The 26,834-nt window shown below is 36.8% G+C and carries 27 protein-coding genes and 1 pseudogene; 8 read left to right on the top strand and 20 right to left on the bottom strand.

Features of this window, described 5'->3' with window-relative positions:
- Nucleotides 1-108: 108 nt before the first annotated feature.
- From ACFQ18_RS14085 to aspA, 3 genes are all read right to left on the bottom strand, one after another.
- Nucleotides 109-258, bottom strand: a complete 150-nt coding sequence (locus ACFQ18_RS14085) for a hypothetical protein (RefSeq protein ID WP_257457447.1) — start codon at nt 256-258, stop codon at nt 109-111.
- 38 nt (nt 259-296) lie between these two features.
- A complete protein-coding gene (locus tag ACFQ18_RS14080; RefSeq protein ID WP_060669292.1) occupies nt 297-680 on the bottom strand; it encodes a hypothetical protein in 384 nt (127 codons plus the stop codon).
- 193 nt (nt 681-873) lie between these two features.
- Nucleotides 874-2,298 (bottom strand): aspartate ammonia-lyase, encoded by a 1,425-nt coding sequence (gene aspA, locus ACFQ18_RS14075; protein WP_204798554.1) that lies wholly within the window; start codon nt 2,296-2,298, stop codon nt 874-876.
- Nucleotides 2,299-2,694: 396 nt separating this feature from the next.
- Here aspA and ACFQ18_RS14070 point away from each other — a divergent pair, with 396 nt between their 5' ends.
- Complete coding sequence (locus tag ACFQ18_RS14070; RefSeq protein ID WP_204798549.1) at nt 2,695-3,975, top strand: Na+/H+ antiporter NhaC family protein; 1,281 nt, start codon at nt 2,695-2,697, stop codon at nt 3,973-3,975.
- Nucleotides 3,976-4,104: 129 nt separating this feature from the next.
- On the opposite strand, the gene ACFQ18_RS14065 is transcribed toward ACFQ18_RS14070, so the two are convergent.
- The gene (locus tag ACFQ18_RS14065; protein WP_204798548.1) at nt 4,105-4,752 is read right to left on the bottom strand and encodes a hypothetical protein; all 648 of its coding nucleotides are present in this window, start codon (nt 4,750-4,752) and stop codon (nt 4,105-4,107) included.
- Between the two features lie 173 nt (nt 4,753-4,925).
- A complete protein-coding gene (locus tag ACFQ18_RS14060; RefSeq protein WP_060669289.1) occupies nt 4,926-6,050 on the bottom strand; it encodes an ROK family transcriptional regulator in 1,125 nt (374 codons plus the stop codon).
- Nucleotides 6,051-6,258: 208 nt separating this feature from the next.
- On the opposite strand from ACFQ18_RS14060, the gene ACFQ18_RS14055 reads away from it, so the two are divergent.
- Nucleotides 6,259-7,035: an SDR family oxidoreductase gene (locus tag ACFQ18_RS14055; RefSeq protein WP_204798547.1), complete on the top strand. Its 777-nt coding sequence runs from the start codon at nt 6,259-6,261 to the stop codon at nt 7,033-7,035.
- Between the two features lie 21 nt (nt 7,036-7,056).
- Nucleotides 7,057-8,580: an FGGY-family carbohydrate kinase gene (locus ACFQ18_RS14050; RefSeq protein ID WP_204798546.1), complete on the top strand. Its 1,524-nt coding sequence runs from the start codon at nt 7,057-7,059 to the stop codon at nt 8,578-8,580.
- Nucleotides 8,581-8,764: 184 nt separating this feature from the next.
- On the opposite strand, the gene ACFQ18_RS14045 is transcribed toward ACFQ18_RS14050, so the two are convergent.
- From ACFQ18_RS14045 to ACFQ18_RS14020, 6 genes are all read right to left on the bottom strand, one after another.
- Nucleotides 8,765-10,222, bottom strand: coding sequence for a carboxylesterase/lipase family protein (locus ACFQ18_RS14045; protein ID WP_204798545.1), 1,458 nt, complete (start codon nt 10,220-10,222; stop codon nt 8,765-8,767).
- A gap of 293 nt (nt 10,223-10,515) precedes the next feature.
- Nucleotides 10,516-11,484 (bottom strand): LCP family protein, encoded by a 969-nt coding sequence (locus tag ACFQ18_RS14040; RefSeq protein ID WP_204798553.1) that lies wholly within the window; start codon nt 11,482-11,484, stop codon nt 10,516-10,518.
- A 36-nt stretch (nt 11,485-11,520) separates the two neighbouring features.
- Complete coding sequence (locus ACFQ18_RS14035) at nt 11,521-12,159, bottom strand: helix-turn-helix domain-containing protein (RefSeq protein ID WP_204798544.1); 639 nt, start codon at nt 12,157-12,159, stop codon at nt 11,521-11,523.
- Nucleotides 12,160-12,479: 320 nt separating this feature from the next.
- A complete protein-coding gene (locus ACFQ18_RS14030; protein WP_204798543.1) occupies nt 12,480-12,986 on the bottom strand; it encodes a type 1 glutamine amidotransferase domain-containing protein in 507 nt (168 codons plus the stop codon).
- A gap of 209 nt (nt 12,987-13,195) precedes the next feature.
- On the bottom strand, nt 13,196-13,846 hold the full coding sequence (locus ACFQ18_RS14025) for a YdeI/OmpD-associated family protein (protein ID WP_204798542.1): 651 nt from the start codon (nt 13,844-13,846) through the stop codon (nt 13,196-13,198).
- 672 nt (nt 13,847-14,518) lie between these two features.
- Nucleotides 14,519-15,373, bottom strand: coding sequence for a malate synthase (locus ACFQ18_RS14020; protein WP_204798541.1), 855 nt, complete (start codon nt 15,371-15,373; stop codon nt 14,519-14,521).
- 492 nt (nt 15,374-15,865) lie between these two features.
- On the opposite strand from ACFQ18_RS14020, the pseudogene ACFQ18_RS14015 reads away from it, so the two are divergent.
- Nucleotides 15,866-16,623, top strand: a pseudogene (locus ACFQ18_RS14015) (SDR family NAD(P)-dependent oxidoreductase).
- A 460-nt stretch (nt 16,624-17,083) separates the two neighbouring features.
- Complete coding sequence (locus ACFQ18_RS14010) at nt 17,084-17,230, top strand: hypothetical protein (protein ID WP_204798540.1); 147 nt, start codon at nt 17,084-17,086, stop codon at nt 17,228-17,230.
- A gap of 77 nt (nt 17,231-17,307) precedes the next feature.
- Here the strand turns inward: ACFQ18_RS14010 and ACFQ18_RS14005 are convergent, their stop codons facing one another.
- A complete protein-coding gene (locus tag ACFQ18_RS14005) occupies nt 17,308-17,730 on the bottom strand; it encodes a hypothetical protein (protein ID WP_047186507.1) in 423 nt (140 codons plus the stop codon).
- A gap of 260 nt (nt 17,731-17,990) precedes the next feature.
- On the opposite strand from ACFQ18_RS14005, the gene ACFQ18_RS14000 reads away from it, so the two are divergent.
- Together ACFQ18_RS14000 and ACFQ18_RS13995 are read left to right on the top strand one after the other, a co-directional pair.
- Entirely contained in the window at nt 17,991-18,311 is a 321-nt protein-coding gene (locus ACFQ18_RS14000) for a hypothetical protein (RefSeq protein ID WP_204798539.1), read from the top strand.
- A 164-nt stretch (nt 18,312-18,475) separates the two neighbouring features.
- Nucleotides 18,476-18,745 carry a hypothetical protein gene (locus ACFQ18_RS13995; RefSeq protein WP_047186509.1) on the top strand — a complete coding sequence of 90 codons (270 nt, stop codon included), beginning with the start codon at nt 18,476-18,478 and terminating at the stop codon, nt 18,743-18,745.
- 195 nt (nt 18,746-18,940) lie between these two features.
- Here ACFQ18_RS13995 and ACFQ18_RS13990 read toward each other — a convergent pair whose 3' ends face one another.
- Nucleotides 18,941-19,171 carry an FAD-binding protein gene (locus tag ACFQ18_RS13990; protein WP_379566593.1) on the bottom strand — a complete coding sequence of 77 codons (231 nt, stop codon included), beginning with the start codon at nt 19,169-19,171 and terminating at the stop codon, nt 18,941-18,943.
- A 347-nt stretch (nt 19,172-19,518) separates the two neighbouring features.
- Between ACFQ18_RS13990 and ACFQ18_RS13985 the strand changes: the two genes are divergently transcribed.
- Nucleotides 19,519-20,217: an RluA family pseudouridine synthase gene (locus tag ACFQ18_RS13985; RefSeq protein WP_204798538.1), complete on the top strand. Its 699-nt coding sequence runs from the start codon at nt 19,519-19,521 to the stop codon at nt 20,215-20,217.
- Between the two features lie 227 nt (nt 20,218-20,444).
- On the opposite strand, the gene arsC is transcribed toward ACFQ18_RS13985, so the two are convergent.
- The 7 genes from arsC to ACFQ18_RS13950 form a co-directional block, all read right to left on the bottom strand.
- Nucleotides 20,445-20,864, bottom strand: coding sequence for an arsenate reductase (thioredoxin) (gene arsC, locus ACFQ18_RS13980; RefSeq protein WP_204798537.1), 420 nt, complete (start codon nt 20,862-20,864; stop codon nt 20,445-20,447).
- A gap of 39 nt (nt 20,865-20,903) precedes the next feature.
- Entirely contained in the window at nt 20,904-22,202 is a 1,299-nt protein-coding gene (locus ACFQ18_RS13975) for an arsenic transporter (protein WP_145524089.1), read from the bottom strand.
- Between the two features lie 16 nt (nt 22,203-22,218).
- Nucleotides 22,219-22,563: an ArsR/SmtB family transcription factor gene (locus ACFQ18_RS13970; RefSeq protein WP_060668956.1), complete on the bottom strand. Its 345-nt coding sequence runs from the start codon at nt 22,561-22,563 to the stop codon at nt 22,219-22,221.
- Between the two features lie 226 nt (nt 22,564-22,789).
- Nucleotides 22,790-24,007 (bottom strand): ABC transporter permease, encoded by a 1,218-nt coding sequence (locus tag ACFQ18_RS13965; RefSeq protein ID WP_204798536.1) that lies wholly within the window; start codon nt 24,005-24,007, stop codon nt 22,790-22,792.
- Complete coding sequence (locus ACFQ18_RS13960) at nt 24,000-24,686, bottom strand: ABC transporter ATP-binding protein (RefSeq protein ID WP_060668965.1); 687 nt, start codon at nt 24,684-24,686, stop codon at nt 24,000-24,002. Before ACFQ18_RS13960 ends, ACFQ18_RS13965 begins: the two co-directional genes overlap by 8 nt.
- Nucleotides 24,661-25,929 (bottom strand): efflux RND transporter periplasmic adaptor subunit, encoded by a 1,269-nt coding sequence (locus ACFQ18_RS13955; RefSeq protein ID WP_204798535.1) that lies wholly within the window; start codon nt 25,927-25,929, stop codon nt 24,661-24,663. Before ACFQ18_RS13955 ends, ACFQ18_RS13960 begins: the two co-directional genes overlap by 26 nt.
- Before the next feature lie 424 nt (nt 25,930-26,353).
- Nucleotides 26,354-26,500 carry a YezD family protein gene (locus tag ACFQ18_RS13950; RefSeq protein WP_083452611.1) on the bottom strand — a complete coding sequence of 49 codons (147 nt, stop codon included), beginning with the start codon at nt 26,498-26,500 and terminating at the stop codon, nt 26,354-26,356.
- Between the last annotated feature and the right edge of the window lie 334 nt (nt 26,501-26,834).

Below are 26,834 nucleotides of genomic sequence, written 5' to 3'. Positions count from 1 at the left end.
CATTTTTATATCAATCCTTATGTTTTATAAGACTGATTATACCTTAATGAACAATAAAGGCAAAAGAAAAAGCCTTGAGGCTGTCGCCCAACCGAAATTCATCTCCCCTTACCATTGGGCTACGCCCTTCACACGCTTGAAGAGGGAGACTTCTTTCGGAAGTGCGTTAAATCGCTGGACCCATTCTTCCATTTTTTTAGAATCTTCCAAACCGAATAAGGAATATTGCGGGTGTCCCTGCTCATCCGTCCATTTCATAATCATTTTAGCCCCAATAACCTAGCTGATCCGAGCCCTTAGACTGATAACGGGTTGTCCGAGCGATCAATACTTCTTGCATTTGTTCGAATGGAACGAATTGTTTCCACTCCTCTCTTGTTTTTTTTATTCTGAACGTATGTATAATAACCTTCTTCTTGCAATTCGCATTTCAGGTCAATGTCGGAATACATCTTGTTGGATTTTTTAATAATAGAGCTAGCCCATAAAATAAAACCGCTCACAGCAAAACAAGCAATTACGCCAAACCATTGTTGCCAATAGATTAATAAAATCCCGAAGCCAAATGCTGTAATTCCGATCAAATATAAGAACCATAATATAATCATTTGAACAATTCTTGCCCATCCCGGAATATCGTTTGAGTATTTCAGATCTTCTTTTTCACGCATTTCAATCAAAACTAGTTCCTCCCCATAGCCATGGATTCAACTTTAATACGAATAATATGAACAGAGGTTTCATTATTTTATAAAAAATAGTTAGTAAAAAAGACTATAATGGAAATACACGAAAAAAAGTCCCCTACTATACAAAACCATTCATATAGTAGGGGACCTTTTACCTGGTATATATCTAATATAAAAGGCTATTTTACTTCAGTAATTCGGCACCAGCGATTCCAGGATGTGTCATTTCATCTGGATTTAATATCAAATTTAATTCCTCTTCTGTTAATACATCGTATTTTAAACATAGTTCTCGGATAGAAGTCCCGTTTAGTATTGCCTCGCGTGCAATGTTGGATGCTGCTTCATATCCAATATGAGGGTTAACCGCAGTAATAATTCCGGCACTCTTTTCTACATACTCTTTTAATCTTGCTTCATTGGCTTCTATTCCTTTTAAGCAATTGTCTGTAAAAGTACGGAAAGCGTTATTCATGATACTAATTGATTGCAATAAATTAAATACGAGTACAGGCTCCATGACGTTCAACTCAAACTGTCCTGCTTCAGATGCAAGGTTGATGGTTTGGTCATTACCTATGACCTGGAACGCCACCTGATTAATTACTTCCGCTATAACTGGGTTTACTTTACCAGGCATGATAGAAGAACCAGGCTGTCTTGCAGGTAAACTGATTTCACCTAAACCGGCTCTTGGACCTGAAGCCATTAAACGTAAGTCATTCGCTATCTTTGACATATTAGTCATACAAACTTTCAATGCTGATGAAACCTCTGTAAATACATCTGTATTCTGCGTTGCATCAACAAGATGTTCGGAGCCAACTACCGGAAGACCGCTAATATCGGCGATGTGTGATACAACTAATTTTATATAACGAGGATCTGCGTTTAAACCGGTACCGACAGCCGTTGCGCCCATGTTCAATTCATATAAATACTGGCGCGTTTGTTTAATCCGTTTTATATCGCGTTCCACTACACGACTATAAGCTGCAAACTCCTGACCGAGTCTTATTGGCACCGCATCTTGAAGATGGGTGCGTCCCATTTTAATGACATGGTTAAATTCTTCGGCTTTCAGTTGGAATACAGAATGCATATCCTCCATCGTTTCCAATAACTTCTCTAATAGTCGAAGTACAGCAATATGAATCGCTGATGGTACGGAATCATTCGTCGATTGCGACATATTGACATGTGTATTCGGACTGCAATGGGAATAATCCCCTTTTTCATACCCCATTAATTCAAGTGCACGGTTAGCAAGGACTTCATTTATATTCATGTTGGTGGAGGTCCCTGCCCCACCTTGAATCGGATCAACTATGATTTGATCATGCCACTTACCGTTAATCATTTCATCCGCTGCCCTAGTGATTGCTTCCCCAATTGTAGTATCAAGGCGCTTCACGTCCATGTTTGCAAGCGCTGCAGCTTTTTTCACGATGGCCATTGCCGCAATCAATTCTTCATGAATACGGTATCCTGTAATAGGAAAATTTTCAACCGCACGAAGGGTTTGAACTCCGTAATAAGCTTCAGCTGGAACTTCCCTAGGCCCTAAAAAATCTTTTTCAATTCTCGTTTGACTCAACGTGATGGACATCATTTTCACTCTCCCAAGTATATTTAAAAAAGGAAAAGAGGAGCTATAATTTTTGCTTCACATTTCCAATATAGACTATCCATTAACAATATAACATAAGATAAATCTTCAGCAACAAATACTTTTTAGAATTACAATCAAATAGGTTATTTCTTTTAATTCTCCATTATCTGTCCATTCAGACAATCTTATTTGACCCAGCATTCATCTAAGTTTATATAAGAACACTTTAGGTTCCCATTGTTGATAAAGGAATAAAAATCATGTAATCTTTATTCATGTGACAAAAAATAAGGTTTTTTATAGATAAAAGGCCTCGTTGTTCCAAGATGAGGCCTTTTTTTCGGGGCAGAGAAGAATAAAAGATGTGTCCCGTTTTTACTTTGGAGGTAGACAATGAAGCAAGGAAATCCATGGGCACTGATCCCATTTGTTGTTTTTTTAATTTTATTTATTGGTTCAGGGATTATTACTGGTGATTTTTATGCCTTTCCCGTCATTGTCGCCATCGCCATTTCAGGTGCTGTGGCTCTAGCAATGAATCGAAAAGAACCGTTTGCACGTAAGGGTGATATTTTCTGCCAAGGCGCAGGAAATTTAAATGTCATGCTGATGGTTGTCATTTTCCTCTTGGCTGGGGCCTTTTCAGAGGCGGCAGAAGGCATGGGCGCAGTGGATTCCACTGTTAACTTTGCTTTATCTTTCATTCCTCAGAATCTGCTTGTTGCAGGCTTATTCATTATTGCTTGCTTTATCTCCTTATCCATGGGTACTTCGGTGGGAACGATTGTTGCACTTGCACCAGTTGGGGTTGGAATAAGCGAGCAAACCGATCTTGCTATGGCTTTAGTAATGGCGGCCATTATTGGCGGTTCCATGTTCGGCGATAATTTATCCTTTATTTCCGATACAACCATTACTGCCGCCCGTACACAAGGTGCAGAAATGAAGGATAAATTTAAGGTGAATTTTTGGATTGTATTACCGGCAGCTATTGTAACATGCCTAATTTTAGGGGTAATTACCATGGGTGAAACGACATCAGTAGAGCATGTAAGCTACAATTGGGTGAAAATCCTCCCCTATGTTTTAGTTATTATTTTTGCGTTAGCTGGTATGAATGTTTTCCTTGTTTTGGCATCAGGGATTGCTCTTACAGGGGCTGTTGGCTTAGCGGATGGCAGTTATCATGTCATGAGCTTTTTGCAGAAGATTGGTGAAGGAATGGCAGGTATGTACGAAATTGCCTTTCTTGCCATATTAATAGCTGGAATGGTAGAGGTAATTAAATTTAACGGCGGAATTGACTATCTTCTTCACCTTGTGACACGGAAGATTAAATCGAAAAAGAGTGCTGAATTAAGTATTGCCGGTCTCGTGGGCCTAACTGATTTGTCGACTGCTAATAATACGATTGCTATTTTAATTGCTGGCCCACTCGCAAAAAATATTGCAGAGCAGTATGAAATTGAGCCACGAAAATCCGCAAGTCTTTTAGATATTTTTGCCTGTGCAATCCAGGGCCTTCTGCCATACGGTGCTCAATTTTTGGCAGCCGCAAGCGTAGCCAGAATATCACCAGTGAGCATTATGCAATACTCTTTTTATCCAATTCTTATAGGAGTTTGCGGAATCATCGCTATACTTATTGGATATCCGGCAAAAAAGAGAGCCTAGGAAAATAAAAACAAAATCCACTTCCCAGAAAATTTCCATAATACGATGGTAGTGCTTAAGCCCTTTGACTGCATCTATATGCGGCAGAGGGCTTTTTCATTAGTTTCTGATGGCCTGAAACTTATCATTCTATTCACCTTTCTGCTTAGCTGGAAAAATAGTATACGACCATGAATATATAAAATCAACAATAAATACTAATCCCCAAACCATCGAAATCCCATATAAGGTTTCATTGGAATATGGTGTTTCTTCAACATATTCTGTACCTATCCATGATAAGTCTGTTAAATATGGTATTGCTTGTTCCATACTATCTAGGCTATAAGACAAAAATATCAGTTGCGCAATTACAAAAAGCAGGAAATGGATCATAGAACTGTATCGATATTTCTTAGCAATATACTTTGGATCTTTTTGTTTCTTCATCACGTACTTATCTTTTTCCGTCAGTAGCTCTGTACCTCGCCAATTTCCTATTTTTAAACGCATCCAACGATCTAGCTTCTTGAAATCACTAATCCCAAACGTGCAGGCATATATAACAAATATCGTAATGACGATTTGGAATGTAGAAAATTCTCCAGTTTCCCTATAAATAAAAATTGCCAAAGCAGCTTCTAGAAATAGCAATAACACAAACAAAAATAAAAAGGATAAGCTTCGTTTCTGTTTATTAAATACATAGCGAACAACCCCAAATAACAAAAGGGAAACTAATGATAGCACTTCTATTCCGATAAAAACTTCCCACTGGTATTCTAATATAACGTCCATTTTACCCCCACCCTTTATCTACGCAGTAAATATATATCCGGAGTATATATTCATTGTGTACATATGTCAATGATAGGTTAGAAAATTCTGATAAGTACTTTTACCAAATACATACCGAAATTCCTGATTAGGAGTAACTAAGTATCTTCCTCAAAATGATTATCCACACACAATTAGATCGAATCCAAAAATGTTTGAACAAATGGTATGGCAGCACCTTTGGGAACTCCCATTGCTGGTGAACGGCTAATATGAATAAATGGCTCATTCGTTGGAAATGCCGTTTTTTCGTTAACTTTTTCATGAAGAATTTCCATATCTTCTTCGTTTAAGTATGGAGAAAGATGGCCACCTAAAATAAATTCTCGATTAATAACAAGATGTATATTATTGATTGACAACGCTAAATGATCTAAAAAGACATTCCATCTTTCCGCATAAGAAGGGACATTAGAACGTACCTGTTGAAAGAAGTAATCTAATGATTCATCATCCTCTAGAAGCGCGCTTATAGAGCTGTAGGTTTCCATGCAACCCCTTTTTCCACAATAACAAGGAGGGCCTTCGGGATTAATTATCATATGTTCAACTGTACCACTGTGGCCGTCTTTCCCCATATAAAGTTGATCATTTATAATAATCGCACCCCCAAGATGTATACCAATAGACAAATAAACAGCATCGCCAATATCATTTCTTACCCACAACTCTGTTGTTGCGGCGCATTTGGCATCATGAACAAGCTCGCAAGGATAATCGAGATATTGGGAAAATGCATCAATTTCTAACCCTGTAGGCAGTAATATTTTTCCGTAAGTTATTTTTTGTCCATCATTTGATGTTAAAGCTTCTACGGCAAAACCAATACCGAGAACCTGTTCTTGATCCACATCAAGTGTTGTGATGAAAGCTTGTACAGCCTCGCTCACCTCCTTGTAATAACGGTCGACATTAGAATAATGAATGGATAGTTCCGTTTGCTGAAATACGCTTCCACGCAAATCGATTGCTAAAATTTTCACATGTTTTTTCTGGATTTCCACCCCGATGCTAATTTTAGCCCGAGTACATATCCCGTAAGCAGTTGCGCGTCTACCAATAGAAGATTGAAAGTATCCACTCTTCTCTATCAGTTTCTCTTTTTCCAACCGTACTAGATTCTGAGTGATAGTTGGTAAACTCAAATGAAGTTGATTCGCGATTTCTTGTTTAGAAATTTTCCCTTTTTGATAAATAAGATGGTAAATGGATGAGTAATTACTTCTCTTAATATCTTTAAAAGTGATGTTATTATCCATGAACATACCTCATTACATAAAATAATTTTATAAAATACGTTAATTTAATTCCGTTTAAAATATATCATATTAGACTATGCAAAAACAATTTCTTCAGAATTCATGGGATTTAACTTATTGACTATCCTAGAAAAAAACCTTATTATATAAATGAATTTTATAAAACCATTTTACAAAAATAATTAACAAAAGGGAAAGGAACATAAAGATGGGGATTATTGAGAAAATGCGGCTAGATGGAAAGAAAATTTTTGTAACAGGTGGCGCTAGAGGCATTGGTAAAAGTGTTGCAACTGCATTTGCCGAAGCAGGAGCAGATATAGCCATCATCGACCTAGATATAGATGAAGCAAAAAAGACTGCTATAGAACTAGAAAAAAATCACGGAATTAAGTCGATCGCTATCAGAGCAGATGTAACAAATCCAGATGATGTCAATGCGATGATTGACATAATATTAGATAAATTTGGTCGTTTAGATGTTGCTTTCTGTAATGCGGGAATTTGTATGAATGTTCCAGCGGAAGAAATGACGTTTGAACAATGGAAGAAAGTAATAGATATTAATCTTTCAGGTGTATTTTTAACTGCACAAGCAGCTGGAAAAGTCATGCTAAAACAAGGTGGTGGTTCCATTATTAATACAGCTTCTATGTCAGGACATATTGTAAACGTTCCACAACCACAATGTTCCTACAATGCCTCTAAAGCAGGAGTAATACAATTAACCAAATCGCTTGCGGTCGAATGGGCAGATAGAAATGTACGTGTAAATTCGATTAGTCCAGGATATATCGGAACAGAACTTACATTAAATTCTCCAGATTTACAACCTTTGATTAAACAATGGAATCAAATGGCACCGCTCGGACGAATGGGCAGACCGGAAGAACTTCAATCTATATGCGTTTATCTTGCAGGAGATACGAGTAGCTTTACGACTGGCTCGGACTTTGTAGTAGATGGAGCATTTACTTGCATTTAATAGTAATATAGGGGGATTATCATGAACTACTTACTTGGAACTGACATTGGAACATCTGGTACTAAAACAATTTTAATGGATACAGCGGGAAATCTAATTGCTCAAGATTTACAAGAATACGATGTATTGACTCCAAAGCATCTATGGGCTGAACAGTGGCCAGATGTCTGGCTAGATGCAACAAAAATTTCAATTAAAAATACGGTAAAAAAATCAGGAATTTCAGCTGAGAAAATTCGTGGAATTGCCATTAGTGGTTTATATGGTGGTTCCGGGATACCATTGGACGAAGAAATGAAACCAGTTAGACCGTGTATGATTTGGATGGACCGCAGAGCTGAAGAAGAAACACAATGGGTCTTAGATAATATTGGAGAAGATAAACTCCGAGAAATCACACATAATGGAGCCGATCCTTATTACGGCTATACAAAAATGCTATGGATGAAAAGGAATGAACCGGAAAACTGGGAGAAAACAAAACTTTTTCTACCACCAAATGACTATGTTATTTATAAACTTACTGGTGAGATTGTTATAGATTATTCTTCTGCCGGAAATATCGGTGGCATTTTTGATATGAATAACAGATGCTGGTCGAAAGAAATGATGGATGCAATGGGAATCCCCCTTTCGATGATGCCGGAAAAAATCGTGGAATCAACCGATATTGTTGGTGGAGTTACAAAAGAAATCGCCGAGGAATTAGGGGTTTCTGAAGGAATGCCCGTCATAGCGAGTGGTATTGACTCTGGAGCAGCTAATATCGGACTTGGTGTATTTGAATCTGGTATTTATGCAGCAGCTATTGGAACCTCTATGTGTGCAGCATTAATTTCTGATAAACCAGTGAAGGGAAAAGATTTGATTGCTTGGCCATACTTATATGATGCCAAAAGATTGTCTTATTACTTCGCTGGTGCAAACACAGCTGGAGCAATTGTAAAATGGTTCCGTCAAATAATGTGTCAATATGAAATTGAATTGGAAAAAGCCGGCGGGAAAAAAGCCTATGACATTTTAAATGAACAGGCAGTCGACATTCCAGCTGGAAGCGAGGGGTTAATTGTACTCCCCTACTTTATGGGTGAAAGAAGTCCTATTTGGGATTCAGATGCAAAAGGAACCATTGTAGGCCTATCATTAGCGCATACAAAGGCGCATATTTACCGTGCATTTTTGGAAGCAGTTGCATTTTCTTTAAGAGATGCAATGGAAGCGACCGGAGAAAACCTGGGCGAATATATATTGCTCGCCGGTGGTGTGACAAAGTCCAAACTCTGGCGACAAATCTTTGCAGATGTGACTGGTTATCCGGTTGTCTGTCCCGTAAATGATGTAGAAGCAAACATGGGTGATGTCATGCTTGCTGGCATCGGAACGGGTCTACTATCTTATGAAGATGTGAAGCAATGGCAAGTTTTGGATGAAAAAATTATACCAAATAAACAGAATCACCAAAAATACAATGAATATTATAAAGTTTACAAATCTGTTTATAACAATTTAAAACAGGATATGAAACAATTGACGGTACTTTCTTGAAATATAAAGAGTTACATTGCAAAAATTTGATGTAAAAAACCTCACAAGCCTATCCATTCCACTCGTGAGGTTTTTTATGATGTCGATTAATTATGCCAGTCAGGGCCTTTTCTAAAAAAGGTTAAAACGACCTTTTCTTCTGAGACAGCTTCCCTTCACGAATTATTTCAAGTAACAGCCCCACTTACACGTCAAAAGGATTGCTCTCTACCCTACTTTCCTTATTAAACAGCATAGTTTCTTGTTTGGTTAGGTTATATTCTGGCCAGTCTGGAATCCCCTCATGATTCGGATTGCCTGAGTGGGCAAATGCAATCCATGCTTGATGCATTTGTTTTGCAATCTCCTCCCGTTCCGGAGAATTACCTGTTAACTGGATAATCTGAGGTTCGTTAAGGTTATTCCATACAAATGGAATTTCCAATGCGTGACATGATTTTAATCCACCAGCCGCGACAGGACTCTCCCAATCAAAACGATACATATAAGTAGGTGCACCCTGCCTTACCTGATATTCCGCAAGTTTTAAGGCTGGCTTCGTGAAAATTTGCGCTGTCATTAACTTATCGTACAAATCCTGATCCAAAGTATCATTTTCCGAAAGCTGGCTTTGAATAGCTGGCATGGCAGTTCCGAATGTGCTTTCAAAAATTTGCTCTACTTCTCTTTGCTCGGCATTTTTCCATCTAGGATCAAAGTAGGTAAATAGACGATACTCATCTTTATTTACCCCAATCAGTATAGGAATGTCTTTTGCAAATCCATCTTCCAAAGCTTCTTCTGGGTCATTTGGTAATGATATTCCATCAACTACTGGTACAAGCTTCATCATTGGAAGTGTGCTAGACACTTCTATAAGCTTTTCAACGGGGATATCCCTCAATTTTGGAAGTTCATCATGCACAATACCGAGGGAAGTTAAAATTCTCTCCGCAACCTTTGTAGCCTGAGATGAACGAATAACGTTACTCGCAGCGCCACTTTGTAAAATAGCTTGATGGAAAAGACCTTTTGCTGATGGCATGGCTAATAATACGCCAACACTCATCGCTCCGGCTGACTCTCCAAAAATAGTAACTCGGTTAGGGTCTCCTCCAAAATTTTCGATATTGTCTTGAACCCACCGCAATGCAGCAACCTGGTCAAGGATCCCGCAATTTCCTGAAGTTGCATACTCCTCACCAGCCAATTCACCCAAATGAAGAAAGCCTAAAATTCCTAATCGATAATTGATTGTAACAACTACGACATCCCCCGAGCTTGCAAAAGAAGTTCCATCGTACAACCCACTAGAACCGGAACCATTCATAAAAGCTCCCCCATGAATCCAAACCATAACAGGACGGAGCTTATCTTTATTTATACTAGGAGACCAAATATTAAGGTTTAAACAATCTTCACTAGAACTTTCAGCGTCATTTCCTAAATTATTCATTATCTCACTATCCGGCTGAGGTGCAACCGGGCCAAACTGGGTTGCGTCTAGAACTCCATCCCATGATTCCGGCGCTTCAGGTGGTTGAAAACGTAATGATCCGACAGGTGCTTTCGCGTAAGGAATTCCCTTCCACACATAAACGTTTTCATTCTTTTCCCCTTTAACTTGACCATACGTGGTATTTACAAATGTTGCCGATGTCATCCCAATCCCTCCTTATCCTTTATTTTTATTATACGGTATGTTTAAGTATTCGTGGACATTTAAGGACGAAACCTGTACGCGATACCTCTGTACATTTTGCTTTCCACATTAGTATTTATAGGTAAATCAACCTTTATACCAAGTATATCGAGACTTGTACTTTTGTGTTTCTGCATTATTATTAGGGATGACGACTTAGCATCATTTTGCATAACGTTAGGGAAACTATTTCCAAAATCCCATACCACTATCACAACACACAATTCCTTGAAGCAATCAAAGTTATAGCTCACCTATCCTTCACTAACGGCATCTTCTCCTGATACTAGGCCTGTTGAATCCCCTTCTAAAAAGGATTTAATGACCTCTTTATTTTCTTCAAAATCAATATCCAATGCCATTCCTACCCCTTCATATCTTACATTTGTATAAGAGTTTTCCACGGGTATGGTTAATGTTTCTACGGTCTGAGGCGGCTCTAGTGCAATGTCTTTTACAAGATTAAATAGATCAGCGCTTTGAAAATTCGTTTGAACATATGGTTGAACTGTACCAATTAGCTTTGGTAGCTTTAATGCACCATTAGTGCTAAGAAGTTCGTTGCTCATGGTTTTGATAATCTGCTGTTGACGTCTCACCCGTCCAAAATCAGCTTCTGCGTCTTTACGGAAACGGGCATATCCTAATAATTCCTTTCCATTTAACTTTTGTAAGCCAGAATCTAGGGAAACACCTATATTAGCAGACATATTTTTCTCAACATCAATCTCAATACCATCAGGCGCAAGAACATCGACCATTTTTTCAAATCCCGTAAAATCAATGATGGCATAATATTCCACATCTAAGTCAAAGTTGTTTTTCAAGGTTTCACGTAGCAATTCTGGTCCACCGAGATAAAACGCGGTATTGATTTTATAATTCTTATAACCGGGAATTTCTGAGTAAATATCCCGCATAATAGAGATGAGTTTTGCCGTTCCTTCCTTTGGGTCGTATTGCGCTACCATTATAGAATCCGTGCGAGATTTACCTTCATCAGGGCGGGCATCAACTCCAAGCAGCAGAACATTAACTTTGTCAAGATTTTTCTGCCCATTGAACTCGTAATCCTGTTTCTGAACTTCCATTGGATCTGCCATGCTCACACCTTCGTTATACTGGTAAACAAAATACCCTACCGCTACTACTATCATAGCTAATAATGCAACTGCTATCTTAAAAATCCTGCTTTTTCGTTTATTACGTTTTTTACTTCTCATCATTTATTCCAATCCTTTTTTTGTGCTGTAATTTTTTCATATTCCTCCATTTTTCATCGATAAACCATTCATGACCCAATTGATAACAATGGCATCATCTATAAACCCAATCGGAAACAGATAATCCGGGATACAGTCTAAGTTAACAATAAAGTAGAGAAGTGCTCCGCCTATTAGAGTAAGCTCTGTCTTCGTACCATTTTTTCCGCAAAATTGCTTGTACATAACCTTTAATGAGTGAATGAATGGTCCTATACTCCCTACTTTTTCTATTTTCTTTTCAAATTGTCCAAGGATGGTTTCATTTCCCTCCTCTTCTAACGATAATCGTTGGTATTTTTCTAATTCTTCTTTTACGTCATTTAAACGAAACTCTTTATCTACTAAATTAGTGTTTTCCAAAATTGCTTGTATATGTACAATAGATTCCTTAAGATCTGAATGGCTTTGATAGACGGGATAACCAGCAGCTTCATATAATCTTAAGATTGAAATGTCAAGCTTGTCCGCAAACCGCTGTAAATGATCCAGGGTAGCTTTTCGTTTTCCATTGATAATTTTCGAAATAACCGCAGTATCAATCCCCGTCAATTGGCTCAATTTTCTCATAGATAAAGATCGCTTCTTAAGTAATTCCTTTAGTAGCAGACCCAGTTCATTGCTTTTCTCTACCATATTCCCTTTCCCTTCTAACTATCTTATCTATTATTAATTTACAGCGGCGTTGACATTTTGTCAACACCACAAAAAATACAAGTCGGTATCTCCCAAAGTTACGAATATCCGGTAAATGCATTTCCCAAAAGACATACAAAAATCCCCATCATGTTGTTGTAACAACATGATGGGGATTTTTAATGCTGATTTAACTTAATGTTTAGAAGCCTTGCGTCTCACTTCAAACAGTAGAAAATCCATTCCTTCTTTCAGGCATTGTTCCCAACTTAAAAAGGATCCCTTCCAAAACTAGAAGGGATCCCCAAAATAAAACCATCTTATAATTTATTCAAAATTTCTCTAATAAATGCTGGCTCGTCCTGAGGTGTACGAGAAGTAATAATATTTCCATCTACCACTACCTCTTGGTCTAAAAAGTCAGATCCAGCGTTTTTCAGATCATCACGAATTCCAATATATGAAGTTGCATTTACTCCTTTTAGAATATCTGCACTAATCATGACTTGTGGGCCATGACAAATACCGGCAATCACTTTACCTTGTTCATTTGCTTGTTTTACAAATTCTACTACTTCGTCATTAACTCGTAGTGCTTCAGGAGCTGATCCACCAGGAATAATAACCGCATCGTAATCGTCAGCCTTCACTTCACTTATGGAAAGGTCAGAAGTATAAGATACAGTTCCTTTCTTCCCTTTAAGTTCCGCTCCTTTTTCAAGTCCTACAATAACGGTTTTGTGACCCGCTTCATTCATTGCATCATAAGGGCTCTTCATCTCTGAGTCTTCATAGTCATCAGCAAGTAAAAAGCATATATTAGCCATCTTGTATCCACTCCTATATAAAATGATTCAATTTCATTCTAAATGAATTCATAGGGGCATTTCAATTAAAGTGATTCTCTTGGAATAATACATCCTTCAAAAGGTTTCACTAGAATCTACTATTTTGTGTTCACTACTAGTTTGTGAATACCTAAAAATATATTTCCATGCTGAAAGTGCATTTCATTTGCTAGTCACCGATTGAACACCTATTTCTTTTTTTGGCGATATAAATCAATAGATTTATATCCAAGGGAAAGAATATCGATCATTTGTGCTTGTCGTTTTTCACGTGTTTTCTGTTGCTTAGCTGAAAAAATATAACGAGCCCAATCCCTTTGATAACCTGGTGTAAGTTCCTGATAAAATTTTAATTCGTTTGGATGATTTGCTAATAGCTTTTTGATATCTTTTATATTATCCTCATAATCTGCTACGCACTGACTGGAAGCAAGGGACTTTTTCCCTTTCTTTTTTTCCCGTTTTAATCCAACAACCGTAAATACATCATCCATACTAACCATCCGTGAAAATTTCACATCGCTGTTTCCAACATATCCATCTTCCGTTACTTTCATCGCTGGAAAAATATCATCACGATGAACAAATGTATCGTACCGTTTGTTCCCTTTTTTCGGATAGGCAAAAAATAGGTATCCTTTTTCAAGCAATTGTCCCTCATTGATAATGCGTTCTGTATAATTTACCATCTCATCTAGGGTTTCAACAAAAACAAAAATAGCATCATGCTCTTTCGATAACGATGTCTTGTACGCATTAAATAGGTTATAGTCACTTGGTTGATTAAGAACGGCCATATTTTTATACTTACTTAATTTTAATTTATCAATAATTGTCATCATGATCTCCTTTTTCATCGCTTTACTATCCATGGATAATTTGCACACAGGAATCTTCTTACTAGATTATAGCATAAATTGGAAATGTCTTAATCTAATTATATATTTCGATTAGCAAGATGGTATTTTTAGCTAATGGAACTATGAGCACAAATGTAAAAGACATTATTCATCAATCAAAAGCATTTTAGGGGAATCGGGATTTATAACTCTAGGCAAGGAGAATTAGCTTATCAAGAGAACGGACATGCGGTGTTGGATCTTTCCCGAGGAATCTTAAAAAATGTTCTGACGGTTAATCAAAGGTGGGATAGTAACGCTGAAAATTTAAAAGCTTTCACAGATGTTCGACAGAGAATTGTATAAACCGATGTATCCACAAGGACCAGCATTTATTACATGAGAAGATCCGGATGGTAACCCAAATTTAATAGATCAACATCGTTAACAGGAAAGCCATTAAAGAAAAAATGATGAAAAAGAAAAGACGGATAAATGTAATGGGACTGGTCGTGCAACCATTCGAAATTCACCGCCATTCCCTTTTTGTAACTTGTCGAATCATACATAATAAGAAAGTATTATTTACGAATCATATTAGTGAAGGGGGGAAAGATGTCTGTCCCCTATACTGGATAACAGATCCCCCTTTATTTACTATTGGACTAGCCTCTAAATACGCATTAATGCGCCATTAGGCTTTGGTAATTCTTGGTCTCTTATTTGATTCATTTTACAAAAATGTTCAAAAAAGCGTTGTGCCAGCTCTCGTTCCTTTGGGTCACTTTTCAAAGAAACCATATCAAGCAAAATTTGAGCCATCCATAAATTATCAAAATAACGGTATTTACCTGTATTCCATGTCATTTTGTGGGGGAATTTCTCATTTACATAATATTTCCAAAAGAGCATCTGATCTGATTCCTGTTCTGAAAGCTTTAGTCTGTATTCTGAATGAGCAGGAATATATCCATCTTCACATAGCTTACCGATAAAATCTTCATTTACCATATAGACACCTAAGATACGTCTGTCTTTTTCGGGCATGCTAGAATCCCTTGCTGTTAAAAGGCAAGCACTATTTTGGTGCATACGATTAGGTTTGTTTGGTTTCCCTTTGTTAACACCACTTTTTATTTCGCCTGAAAAAACCTTCCACTCAGATAGGGAACTATTCTGTTCTTCCGTGTCACACCAATAAACCATCTGTGATTGAGGATGAAGTTTATGATTTTTCATAAGTCTTTCATGTTCCAAGCGAAGTTCCTGTTCTTCACGCCTTAGTTTTTTTTCTTCTTCCTTCTTCCATTCTTCCTGTTTCCGTTCCATTTCCTTTTTCTGTATAACTTTTTCAATTGAATGAGCAGCGCCTTTATCATGGAGTTTTAGGTGTTTTCCAAATACATCAGGAAAAACAAACTTTTTATTTTCCGTTCCAAAATGTATTTCAATAAAAGAATCACTTTGTTTAACTATACTACCCATGCCAAAATGCTCGTGTGTAACTTTCTTATTGATTAAATTCATTATTTAATCCTCCCTCGTAGTATAAAAACTCGGTTCCATATAAGAAATTAAGTTGATAATTCCAATCAACTAACTTACTTTTAAAGCTCAGCCAATTATTATTATATTTTTTCTTTTCTTCCGTTTAAAAAGGAAAAAATGATGTTAAGACTTATTATAACATTTTTTCGAAAATATCACAAATTCTTTATTGACAATACGTTTTATGATGGTGTAAAATAAAAAGTTTTATTTCATTAACCACAAAGCATAAGGGTGATTCAAGTGGTTTTTATTTCAAAAATTCAATTCTGGTAAATAATTAAATCCGACTATATTACGTATGTTTCTATACGTCAGACAAATAATAAAATAGTCAACTCGAGAAATCTAAATTTCAGTTTTGGTTACGGGTTACATGTAAAAGGTTCATATTTCTTGACACCTATTTGAAATTAGGAAGATAATTTAAGTAGTTTCTTTAACACCAAGATTTAAACAGGAGGTAATCATATGGGAAAATTAGATGGAAAAGTTGCACTCATTACTGGAGGTGCTGCTGGAATCGGTAGACAAACTGCACTCTATTCGCAAAAGAAGGAGCAAAAGTAGTTATAACAGATATTAGCGAAGAGGAAGGCAATAAAGTATTACAGGAAATAAAAGAGATTAATAAAGATGCACTATTCGTGAAACACGATGTTAGTAAAGAAGAAGATTGGAAAAATGTTGTTTCTGAAACGACCAAAACGTTCGATAAAATTGACGTCTTATTTAATAATGCTGGTATTTATATTATCAAACCGATTCCGGAAATTGATTTGGATACATGGAATAAATTAATGGGAATTAATGTTACGGGTGTGTTCCTCGGGTTAAAACATGTGCTTCCGGTAATGGAAAAGAATAATACTGGATCCGTTATCAATGCATCCTCAATCGCTGGTCTAAGAGGAAGTGCCGGTCACCTACTATACGGAGCAAGCAAAGGTGCCGTACGAGTAATGACAAAAGATGCAGCAGCAGAATATGCAGCTAAAGGAATCCGTATTAACTCGATTCATCCTGGTTATATCACTACCGCTATGGCTGATTACGCGTCAGAAGCCACAAAATTATCCAAAAAAGAATTGGATGCCACTTACCCATTAGGTAGAATGGGAGATCCTAAGGAAGTATCAAAATTAGTGCTATTCCTTGCATCAGACGACTCATCCTTCTCAACAGGAGCAGAATTTGTCATCGACGGTGGAGCTACAAATATATTATAAAAAGGAACAAAAGGACATTCCACACAATTGGCTGGAGTTTCCTATTCGTTTAAACTAATTAATAAAGCTATCATAGACAGAACCTATCTCAGATCTGTCTATGATAGCTTTTTATTTGAATAGACCATAATATACCATATTTACTTAAAGCCATTCATGTTGTTATCATAATAAAGCAACCATTATCCCAAGGAGGTGATTACACTGGAATTCATACCAAGCGTCATTATATTAACCATTTTATTTGCCCTTTATAAAAAAGGAATACTATCAATAAGAAGACAAACATATCTATCCCATATAACGAAAAAAAACGAAAAATCGTTTTCGTGCATCTTATAAAAAATATAATGGTTATCATTACTATTGTTTCTTGGTGAAAAAAGGAAGTAAAGTTACTGTATCATATGATGTTACCGTTGAAGCCGGATCTCTCATCCTAGAATGGAAGGATATCAAAATGAATCATTATTTTCATAAGGAATTTTATGATAGCCAATCGGGAAGTTTTTCATTTGAAGCAGAACGACGTTATTATACATTGAAATTTACGGGGAAGAATACAAAAGGCGGATGTATCGTTGAGTTGAAAGAATCCGCTTCATGAGACAATTTTTAAGTAAGTCTGATGCTTTTGGATCTAGCAGGACATAATCACCGAAACCATCCTACATAATCTTACCATCACCCACCCGTAACACCTGCTTCATTTCTATCTTTTATAATGTCTTGAATAATCTCAATATGAAAGGCAGCCCAAGCATTCTCACGAAAGTGTAAAATCACAGTTATTACTAAAAATAGTAAATAAATTAAGCTGAAAAATAACCAAAGCATACTACCATCTTGAAAAAGAAAATTTTCTAAATGTGTGGAGAATAAAAAGAGTAGCCATGGTATGGCGGTTACAAAGATAGGAATCATTCCAGAGCCATTCTTTTCTTTGATCATGCGATAGTGTATCAACTTTAATACGTCCGTCTCTATGGATTGATAAAACGTACGGATTTCTTCAATTTCTTTTAAATATTTTGTCTCTCGAATTTGATGAGGTGTTTTTCTTAAATGAAGGTAAATTTTATGTGCATCCCCACGTAAATTAAACATATCACGACATCCTTTTCAATTTTAGCAAGTTTTTTTGTACTTCCCGAGACCATTTTCATTTGATTTTATATTTTTAGCTTTTGTGTAGTTATATGTTTTTATTCTAATGAGATTACTTTAAGATTAAGGTTAGGTTTGAATATTTTTTTACCTTATACAAAAACTATAAAAACAAACATAATCAGCAAATACATACATAATTCTTCACTACTTCACAGGATGTCCAAGTTCATTTATAATGTTTAGTAGGAGGTGAAAAAATGGAACAAGAAACTATGTTAAAGGAAATTCTACACGCATTAAAAATTCATTCCGAAGAAATTGAGAAGAAATTTGATGTATTGAATTCTAAGATGAACAATTTTGAATCTAGAATGGATAACTTTGAATCTAGAATGGATAACTTCGAATCCAGGATAGATAATTTGGAATCTACGATGAATAACCGCTTTGACCGGCTGGAAAAAAAGGTCGATGGAATTCGAGTAGAATTGACAGAAACACAAGAAACCACGGATTATTTGTTGAGTAAAAATGCTCAACATGAGAGAAAACTTCGCGAACTTTCCAAGCAATCATGATAACCACCTCATGTTGTATTACCTCATTCAATAGATCTTCACATAAGGTTTCTCTATGGTAATATGCTGATAATGTTAGTTAAAGGTTTAAAATCATCCCATTCTACTAATGGAAAAATCTAATGAATCCCCCTTATCTATAATGTTTAACAGGAGGTATAAAAATGGAACAAGAAACCGTACTAAAGGAAATTCTACATGCATTAAAAGTTCATTCCAAACAAATTGAGAAAAGATTTGATGAAATGAATTCTAAAATAGAGAACTCTATATTTGACCTGGAATCCAAAATGAATAACCGCTTTGATCGGCTTGAAAAAAAGGTCGATGGAATTCGAGTAGAATTGACAGAAACACAAGAAACCACGGATTATTTGTTGAGTAAAAATGCCCAACACGAGAGAAAACTTCGCGAACTTTCCAGACAACGATGATAACCCCTCATGTTGTACTACCTCATTCAACAGATCCTCGCTGAAAATGCAAGACAAGCATTTAAAAGCATTTCCCAAATTAACGGGAAATGCTTTAGATTTATCATTCAGTGATATTCAACATTAGACAATCGCTACTTTCTTTTGTATCAACTAAATAAAAGGTTGATTATGGGACTTCTATTTTTTCCATTTTTAATTACCAGCTACCTCCGTTGTCTCAAGAACATAATTTGCTGCAGATTGTCCTGATAATCTACCAAATACCGCACCTGACATTAATCCGGATCCACCTGGATAATTATGGTAGAATATGCCACCAATCATTTCTCCTGCCGCAAGCAGCCCGCGGATTGGAGAATCATTTTTGTCTAGAACTCTTCCTTTTTCATCCACACGAATACGAACATTCGCTATACACTTCACAGCAACCACCAAGGACGAAATAATTATCAGATTTCAAAGGAATTGCTCAATAAATTAATTTCCGATATTTTCATATAAACAATCAGAACCTTTGACAATAGATTCCTTTCATAATAGAGTTATATGCAATATGCTTATCATCGTTTAAGATGTTATGTAGTTAAAATAAAGAAGACTTCCATCAGTGTGGGTATCCTTCATCCCCACTAATGGTTAGTCGCACTTATCGGACCTTTACGGGCAGTTGATCTCCCACCTACCTTCTTTGTTTGAGATGGGAGTTTTACTGCCCATTTGGGTGGGATAAATAGATTACGAGACATCATGTTAAGGGAGTATTGGTATGTGTGAGAATTTCAGTTTTATTTGAAGATAATCATCTATTACTTGTGGAGAAGCCAATAAACATACCTGTTCAGGGAGATCGTACAGGGGATATTGACTTTCTTTCTATGTTAAAGCAGGATTTAAAAATTCGATATCAAAAACCGGGAAACGTCTATCTTGGTCTTGTTCATCGTTTGGATCGTCCTGTTGGTGGTGTGATGGTTTTTGCGAAAACATCAAAAGCTGCTTCACGTATGTCGGATTTAATCCGGAGGCAAGCAATGGAAAGAACGTATTTGGCTGTTGTACGGGGCGTGCCACAAAAAGATCAGGCATTACTGGAACACCACCTCGTGAAGAACAACCGCGAAAACAAAGTGTATACGGTAGCAGCCAATCATAAAAACGCAAAGAAGGCGCTTCTCGACTATAAAACGATTGCCAAAACAAAAAAATTAAGTCTTCTATCCGTTCAACTTCACACTGGTCGACCACATCAAATACGTGTCCAGCTTTCCGCAAATGGAACGCCAATATACGGAGATCAAAAATATGGACAAAACGTAAATCGACCTGGACAACAAATTGCACTTTGGGCACACTCATTACGGTTCGAACATCCAGTAAAGAAAGAAATGGTAGAAGTCCTTTCCCCTCCACCAACAGAAAAATATCCATGGGAGATTTGGAAGAATGTGTATAATAAAATAGAAGCATAAAGTTGCGAAAGGATATCAAGGGTACTGACTTTAGTTAAGGGCCATCGTAGACTAAAGGATGAAAAAGCATTTAAACAATCTATTCTTAATACAAAATCGCTTCCGCCTACATGCTAATAATGTCAATGTAATCATTATAAAAGCACTCAAAAAGATTGGTTTTACAATCTTTTTGAGTGCTTTTGATTATTTTTGTATACCTCTAGACTTACAGGCTTAATTATTGTTTATTTCCCAGTTTCCGCAAATCGTATCATTCGTTCACCTATCTCATCACGAACGCGCCGAAATACTGCCCATATTTCTTCTTCCGTACCTTCTGCTTTGGCAGGGTCATCAAAACCCCAATGTTCCCTTTTCACATGCGGAGGAGTCATCGGACAGCGGTCTTTTGCATCTCCACACAATGTAACTGCTAGCGTTGCATGATTTAAAAACTCCGTATCAATCATTTCTGAATGTTGGTTAGAAATATCAATGCCAACCTCATTCATTGCCTTTACCGCTTTGGGATTAAGTCCATGTGCTTCAATACCCGCACTTCTAACTTCCCATTCATCACCAAGATATTTTTTTGCCCACCCTTCTGCCATTTGGCTTCTGCATGAATTTCCTGTACATAAAAAGTAAATTGACCTTTTAAACATATCGGTTCTCCTTTTCATTATGACGTAGTATCATCTCTGTTAAGAAATTAGTAACGTTAAATATAGGCCGATTAGTGTAATAAATAGTATTGGGATTGTCAAAATGATTCCTGTTTTAAAATAAGTTCCCCATGAAATTTTAACCCCTTTTTGGGATAATACATGAAGCCAAACTAATGTAGCTAATGAACCTATTGGTGTAATTTTGGGACCTAAATCCGATCCAACCACGTTCGCATAAACCAAGGCATCTCTTAATACACCAGAAGTATTGGTTTCCGCTATGGCTAAAGCATCAATCATAACAGTTGGCATATTATTCATGATGGATGATAGGAAAGCAGCGATAAATCCCATAACAACCGTTGCTACAAATAAACCTTGATCCGCTACGGTTTGAATGATACTTGCTAAAGCAGATGTAAGCCCGGCATTTCCTAATCCATAGACGACCACATACATTCCAATGGAAAAGAATACGATATCCCATGGTGCTCCTTTTATCACTGCTTTCGTATTTACAGCTTTACTATTTCTTGCCATAAGGATAAAGAATATAGCAATAACCCCAGCAACAATAGAAACAGGAAGCGTAATAAATTCACTTATAAAATAACCGACAAGTAGTAATCCTAGAACATACCATGATATCTGAAACATTTTATCATCTTTAATGGCAGTTTTCGGTTCACTTATTTTAGAAACATCATACGATTTTGGGATACTTTTTCTAAAATAAATGAACAATACGGTAATCGTTGCTACAAGTGAAAATAGGTTAGGAATAATCATTCTCGATGCATATTCTACAAAACCTATTCCAAAGAAATCTGCCGATACGATATTCACTAGATTACTAACGATGAACGGCAATGAAGTCGTATCCGCGATAAATCCACTGGCCATAATAAATGGAAAGATCATCTTTTCTTTAAAGTTTAAGTTTCTTACCATGGCGAGTACAATTGGTGTAAGAATTAATGCTGCACCATCATTTGCGAAAAAGGCTGCTACAATTGCACCTAAGATACTGATATAAACAAACATCTTTGTCCCATTTCCCTTAGCAATTCGCGCCATATGTAATGCTGCCCACTCAAATAATCCAATCTCATCTAGTATTAAAGAAATAAGAATAATAGCAACAAATGCTAAAGTGGCATTCCAAACGATTCCCGTTACTTCGATTACATCACCAAATCCTACTACTCCTACCAGTAAAGCAATCACAGCACCACCCATTGCCGACCAGCCGATATTTAAACCTTTTGGCTGCCATATTACTAGGACTATGGTTGCAACAAAGATTAATATTGCGAGTAAAAGCGTTACTGACAAAATAATACCTCCAATTCTAACAACAAGAAATGCGTGTTCCTTTTTCTTCCAGCTCTTTTAATTTATATTCTTGACTAGGAATTTGATCAAGAATTGGCTTAATAAATGGATAATACTTATTGCATTTATCTACCGAATAAAAGATCCATTGTCCTCTTCTATCTTCCTTAACCAATCCTAAGTCTTTCAATTTACGTAAATGTTGGCTAATGGAGGGTTGACTAGTTTGAAAGATCTCCACCAATTCACATACACAACAAGCTTCATCATCTATTAATTTCATCATGGTTAATCTTGTTTTATCACCAAGTAATTTCAGAATTATTGTGGCTTTCTCGATCTCCATACTTGTTTGTGGCATATTCAGTTCCCCTTCTAAGTTTATTACTTAATAAGTATATAACTATATACTTATATAAACAATAAGAAAACGTAAAATTCCCCTAAAAATCACCATCACCTGTGTTTTGCAGTTAAAATGAATAAAAAACAGCCTTGAACCCTCATAATTTCTGGTTCTATGGCTGTTATCTTTTTGTCAGAAAGTTGTAGTGTAAATCAACCTTTTTCACCTAACTTCGCTAATCCTATTCATAACGCAATGCTTCAACCGGCTGTAACTTCGAAGCTTTAATAGATGGTAGAATTCCAAAAATAATACCAATGAACATGGAGAAAATAAAGGAACCAATAATTGCTGGTACCGAAACAAAGTATGGCATATTCGCAAATACCGATATGGCTTTAGCAATTCCTAATCCAGAAAGAATACCAATGATACCACCAATACTTGTTAAAACAACGGATTCCGTTAGAAATTGAGCTAAAATAACATACCGTTTTGCGCCCAATGCCTTCTTGATCCCGATTTCCCTTGTTCGTTCTGTAACGGAAACAAGCATGATATTCATGACACCAATTCCACCTACCAGTAATGAGATACTTGCTATCCCACCAAGGATAAAGGCAAAAGCTTGATCATATTGTGATATTTCCTCCATCATTCTTTCAAAGTCAGCAACTTGATAAATCGCCGTTTCATATGGAGGTAAATCCATATTTAAGCGATCGGCTGCCATTGTTCCGACTTCTTGAATCGTTTCTGAAGAACTTGCCTGTACGGCAACCTGCATCGGCGCATCAAACCCATTTAACAATGGCCAGATTGTAGTTGGCAAATAAATGGTTGACTCGGGATAGTACCAATCGCTATCCTCTATTGCATCGGAAAATATTCCCACTACTTTAAATGGTATGCCACCAATGTCGATGGTTTGATGAAGAGCATCACCTTCAGGGAATAATTCACTCATTGCCACTTCATTGATTAGAGCAACTTGATTGTATGAAGCAAAATCTGATTCAGTAAATTCCCTTCCCTCAACCATGGTAGTTGGGAAAAGATCAAAATACCTTTCATCAATACCTAATAGTCTTGGGTGGGTAACATTTATTAAATGATAAGCCTCCTGCCATCCCTCATAATAGATAGACATGCCGTTAACGTTCGGATATGTAAGAATTTCTTCAATTGCTTCTTGCTTAATAGGAGGGGCACTCCGATTAGACATTTCTCCCCCCCACATACCTTCTTCACCATACATATCTTCTTCTTCAAAGACAACATTTATTGTATTATTTCCCATTCCAATTAGGTTACTTTTTAAGTCCTCACTTCTTCCTTGAATAATAGCAAAAATCGCTATAACTGCAGCAATTCCTATAATAACACCAAGCATGGTTAAAGACGAACGGAGTTTATGACCCCATATCGATTGAAAGGAGATACGAATGTTTTCAAGCATGAACGTCTTCGCTCCTCTCTTTAAATAACTCACCATCGCGAATATAAATAATTCGATCCGCCTTTTTAGCCACTTCCTCATCATGTGTGATCATAATGATGGTTACCCCTTCCCCATTTAATTTTTTAAAAAGGGAAAGTATTTGCTCTCCGGTTTTTGTATCGAGCGCTCCTGTTGGTTCGTCGGCTAATATAAATTTGGGTTTATTCACAATCGCCCGTGCAATGGCAACACGCTGTCTCTGTCCACCTGATAATTGCGGAGGTCTGAATGAGGCTCTATCTTCCAATCCTACCTTTTTTAGAGCATCCATTGCTCTTTCTTTTCGCTCCTTTTTCTTCAACCCACTATAAATTAATGGTAGTTCCACATTTTGCAAAGCAGTTAAGCGTGGCAATAAATGGAATGATTGAAAAACAAAACCGATAAATTGATTACGAATTTCTGCTAACTTATTTGCATGTCCAGTTAACATATTCATCGATTCTAACTCATAATCTCCTGAACTTGGAAGGTCAAGACAACCTAAAATATTCATTAACGTTGATTTCCCTGAACCAGATGGTCCCATTATTGCAAGGAACTCTCCTTCCTCAACGTCTAAACTAATTCGCTTTAGAATCGGAATCTCTTCCTTACCCAAATTGTAAGATTTACTCAAATTCTTCAAACGTATCATTGTCAATGATCTCAACCTTCTTTCCTTCTTTTACGGAAGGATCCGGATATACAATATAATCTTCTAGTGTTAATCCTGATGGAACTTCAACAAAAAAACCATCATCCATTACATTCATTTCTACAACTTGCTTATACGTTTCGTTCGTCTCCGTATCGACAGCCCATACATACGGTTCTTCTTCGTCCTGCACAATATAATCAATCGGAATAACAATGGTATCACCTGCTGATTCACCTTCAGCTCCTACCGGTTCTAGATTAACGTGAAAACCAATTTCAAGACCTTCATGTTCTTCTAATAATACAGTAAATGGATATTTAGAGGTTTGGGGATTACCTTCCTCATAATATTCGTCCACATTTTCTTCGTCATTACCTACAGGAAGCTTCCCTATCTCTACAATTCTACCAATCCATTCACCATCAGTTCCATTTTTCGTTGTAATACGAACTTCATCGTCAACAGCAATTGTGTCGAGTAATAGTTCATTTACTTCACTTTTTATTAAGTAAGCTCCCGTCTTAACTATCGTGATTAGCGGACCAGGGCTTCCACCTTCTTGTCCATACGGAGCCCCTTCTATTAAATCCTGATTAATGGATTGGACAACCCCTGAACCTTTACTAACAACAATTGGGGAATCTACTTTCTTCTTCAATGCATCAAGCTCGTTTTGGATTTGCTCTGCTTGTAGGTTATTCACTCTTAAATCAAAATTTACTTGCTCTAGTTCGGATTCCAATGACGCTTTATCGTCTACCCCTTCTTCCCCAATTTCTTCCGAGGTTTTCACATTACTAGAAGCTCCTTTGATACTCTTTTCCAACTGTTCTTTTTGTTTTTTCAAGTGGTTAATTTCCACATATGCCATTTCTAACTCTACTTGTTTTTGATCCTTTTCCACCGTTAAATCATCTGTCAATTCATATTCAAATAGTTTAGTGCCCTCTTTTACTTCTTCTCCCTCTGAAACAAAAATTTCCTTAACCGTACCTTTCTCCGGATCAGGGAATACCTTTTCCATCTTTTCTGCCTCTACCTTACCGGAAAAAGCAGTATATAAAGACATATCTTCGTTCATTTCCATTAGAAGTTCTACTTTTTCCCCATACGGCTCGAACTCCTCATTACCAAAAGCAGCAATTGCTGAACGCTGTAACAAGAATAAACCAGTTCCCCCTGAAAGCAGAAGTATTACAACACCAATACTCACCCAAATCCAAATTTTTTTCTTCGACATATCTTTCTCCCTAACTTGTAATATTTTTGTAAAAAAATCGTAATACTGATAACAATATTATAGTATCTAACCAAAGTTTGGCAATATATTTTTGGAACTTTACTAAAGTTTTTACAAAAATCTACATGGTATTCTAAGGCAGCGCGAAGCCACGGTGCCTCATATCTCCTAAAATAATTTTTAGAAGTAAGAACAAAGGCGCAAGCGCCCGTATAACGACGTCCGGAGGTGAAGGAAGTCTAGCTACGGCTTTAGCGCTGAAACCGGACGTGGCCTATTCTGAATAAGTATCCACATGCAGCAAATTTTATAATTTCCTAACAACAAAAAAACACTTAGTAAACATAGATAAATTCAATGTTTACTAAGTGCCTATATATACTCTTCCCAGCTGCCCCATAGCCCCTTCACAACATCAAGTACCTTAAGAACGATTTTTCGTTAAGGAAAAACGTTTTTTCTCGGTTGTGTCTATTTGTGTAATCTTTCCATCATGGACTGTAATGACTACTGATCCATATTCTAATTCTTTTAATGCAGTTAAAATATGATTGAGTTGTACATCATCAATCTTATCCAAACTAGTTTTCCCCCTTTTTCAAGAAATGTCATGAGAAATAAAAAAGACTTCCATTAGTGCGGTTTTCCTTCATCCTCCACTGATAGTTAGTTGCACTTATCGGACCTTTACGTGCATGATCTCCCAACTACCTTCTTTGTTCCCTGGAAGTTTAAGGTGGGTGTCTTGCTGCTCGTTTAGGTGGATAAATGGCATACTCTTTAAACTTCTGTTTTCTTCTATTACATGATTTCCTAAATGAAGAGCTTAAACATTGAATGCCTTTGGTAGCCCAATCAGCATTAAAAAACCCAATTCTGAAGAAGAAAAGGGGTGAAACAACAAG

Origin of the sequence: Oceanobacillus caeni, from assembly GCF_042678465.1 — a bacterium.
GTDB classification, from domain to species: Bacteria; Bacillota; Bacilli; order Bacillales; family Amphibacillaceae; genus Oceanobacillus; species Oceanobacillus caeni.
This window is presented reverse-complemented; position numbering and strand designations above follow the sequence as displayed.

Bases quoted from the DNA above. Each gene is read 5' to 3' on its own strand.
- ACFQ18_RS14085 (WP_257457447.1), bottom strand. From the start codon at position 258: ATGAAATGGACGGATGAGCAGGGACACCCGCAATATTCCTTATTCGGT.
- aspA (WP_204798554.1), bottom strand. From the start codon at position 2,298: ATGTCCATCACGTTGAGTCAAACGAGAATTGAAAAAGATTTTTTAGGG.
- ACFQ18_RS14070 (WP_204798549.1), top strand. From the start codon at position 2,695: ATGAAGCAAGGAAATCCATGGGCACTGATCCCATTTGTTGTTTTTTTA.
- ACFQ18_RS14065 (WP_204798548.1), bottom strand. From the start codon at position 4,752: ATGGACGTTATATTAGAATACCAGTGGGAAGTTTTTATCGGAATAGAA.
- ACFQ18_RS14060 (WP_060669289.1), bottom strand. From the start codon at position 6,050: ATGGATAATAACATCACTTTTAAAGATATTAAGAGAAGTAATTACTCA.
- ACFQ18_RS14055 (WP_204798547.1), top strand. From the start codon at position 6,259: ATGGGGATTATTGAGAAAATGCGGCTAGATGGAAAGAAAATTTTTGTA.
- ACFQ18_RS14050 (WP_204798546.1), top strand. From the start codon at position 7,057: ATGAACTACTTACTTGGAACTGACATTGGAACATCTGGTACTAAAACA.
- ACFQ18_RS14045 (WP_204798545.1), bottom strand. From the start codon at position 10,222: ATGACATCGGCAACATTTGTAAATACCACGTATGGTCAAGTTAAAGGG.
- ACFQ18_RS14040 (WP_204798553.1), bottom strand. From the start codon at position 11,484: ATGAGAAGTAAAAAACGTAATAAACGAAAAAGCAGGATTTTTAAGATA.
- ACFQ18_RS14035 (WP_204798544.1), bottom strand. From the start codon at position 12,159: ATGGTAGAGAAAAGCAATGAACTGGGTCTGCTACTAAAGGAATTACTT.
- ACFQ18_RS14030 (WP_204798543.1), bottom strand. From the start codon at position 12,986: ATGGCTAATATATGCTTTTTACTTGCTGATGACTATGAAGACTCAGAG.
- ACFQ18_RS14025 (WP_204798542.1), bottom strand. From the start codon at position 13,846: ATGACAATTATTGATAAATTAAAATTAAGTAAGTATAAAAATATGGCC.
- ACFQ18_RS14020 (WP_204798541.1), bottom strand. From the start codon at position 15,373: ATGAATTTAATCAATAAGAAAGTTACACACGAGCATTTTGGCATGGGT.
- ACFQ18_RS14010 (WP_204798540.1), top strand. From the start codon at position 17,084: ATGAATCATTATTTTCATAAGGAATTTTATGATAGCCAATCGGGAAGT.
- ACFQ18_RS14005 (WP_047186507.1), bottom strand. From the start codon at position 17,730: ATGTTTAATTTACGTGGGGATGCACATAAAATTTACCTTCATTTAAGA.
- ACFQ18_RS14000 (WP_204798539.1), top strand. From the start codon at position 17,991: ATGGAACAAGAAACTATGTTAAAGGAAATTCTACACGCATTAAAAATT.
- ACFQ18_RS13995 (WP_047186509.1), top strand. From the start codon at position 18,476: ATGGAACAAGAAACCGTACTAAAGGAAATTCTACATGCATTAAAAGTT.
- arsC (WP_204798537.1), bottom strand. From the start codon at position 20,864: ATGTTTAAAAGGTCAATTTACTTTTTATGTACAGGAAATTCATGCAGA.
- ACFQ18_RS13970 (WP_060668956.1), bottom strand. From the start codon at position 22,563: ATGCCACAAACAAGTATGGAGATCGAGAAAGCCACAATAATTCTGAAA.
- ACFQ18_RS13965 (WP_204798536.1), bottom strand. From the start codon at position 24,007: ATGCTTGAAAACATTCGTATCTCCTTTCAATCGATATGGGGTCATAAA.
- ACFQ18_RS13960 (WP_060668965.1), bottom strand. From the start codon at position 24,686: ATGATACGTTTGAAGAATTTGAGTAAATCTTACAATTTGGGTAAGGAA.
- ACFQ18_RS13955 (WP_204798535.1), bottom strand. From the start codon at position 25,929: ATGTCGAAGAAAAAAATTTGGATTTGGGTGAGTATTGGTGTTGTAATA.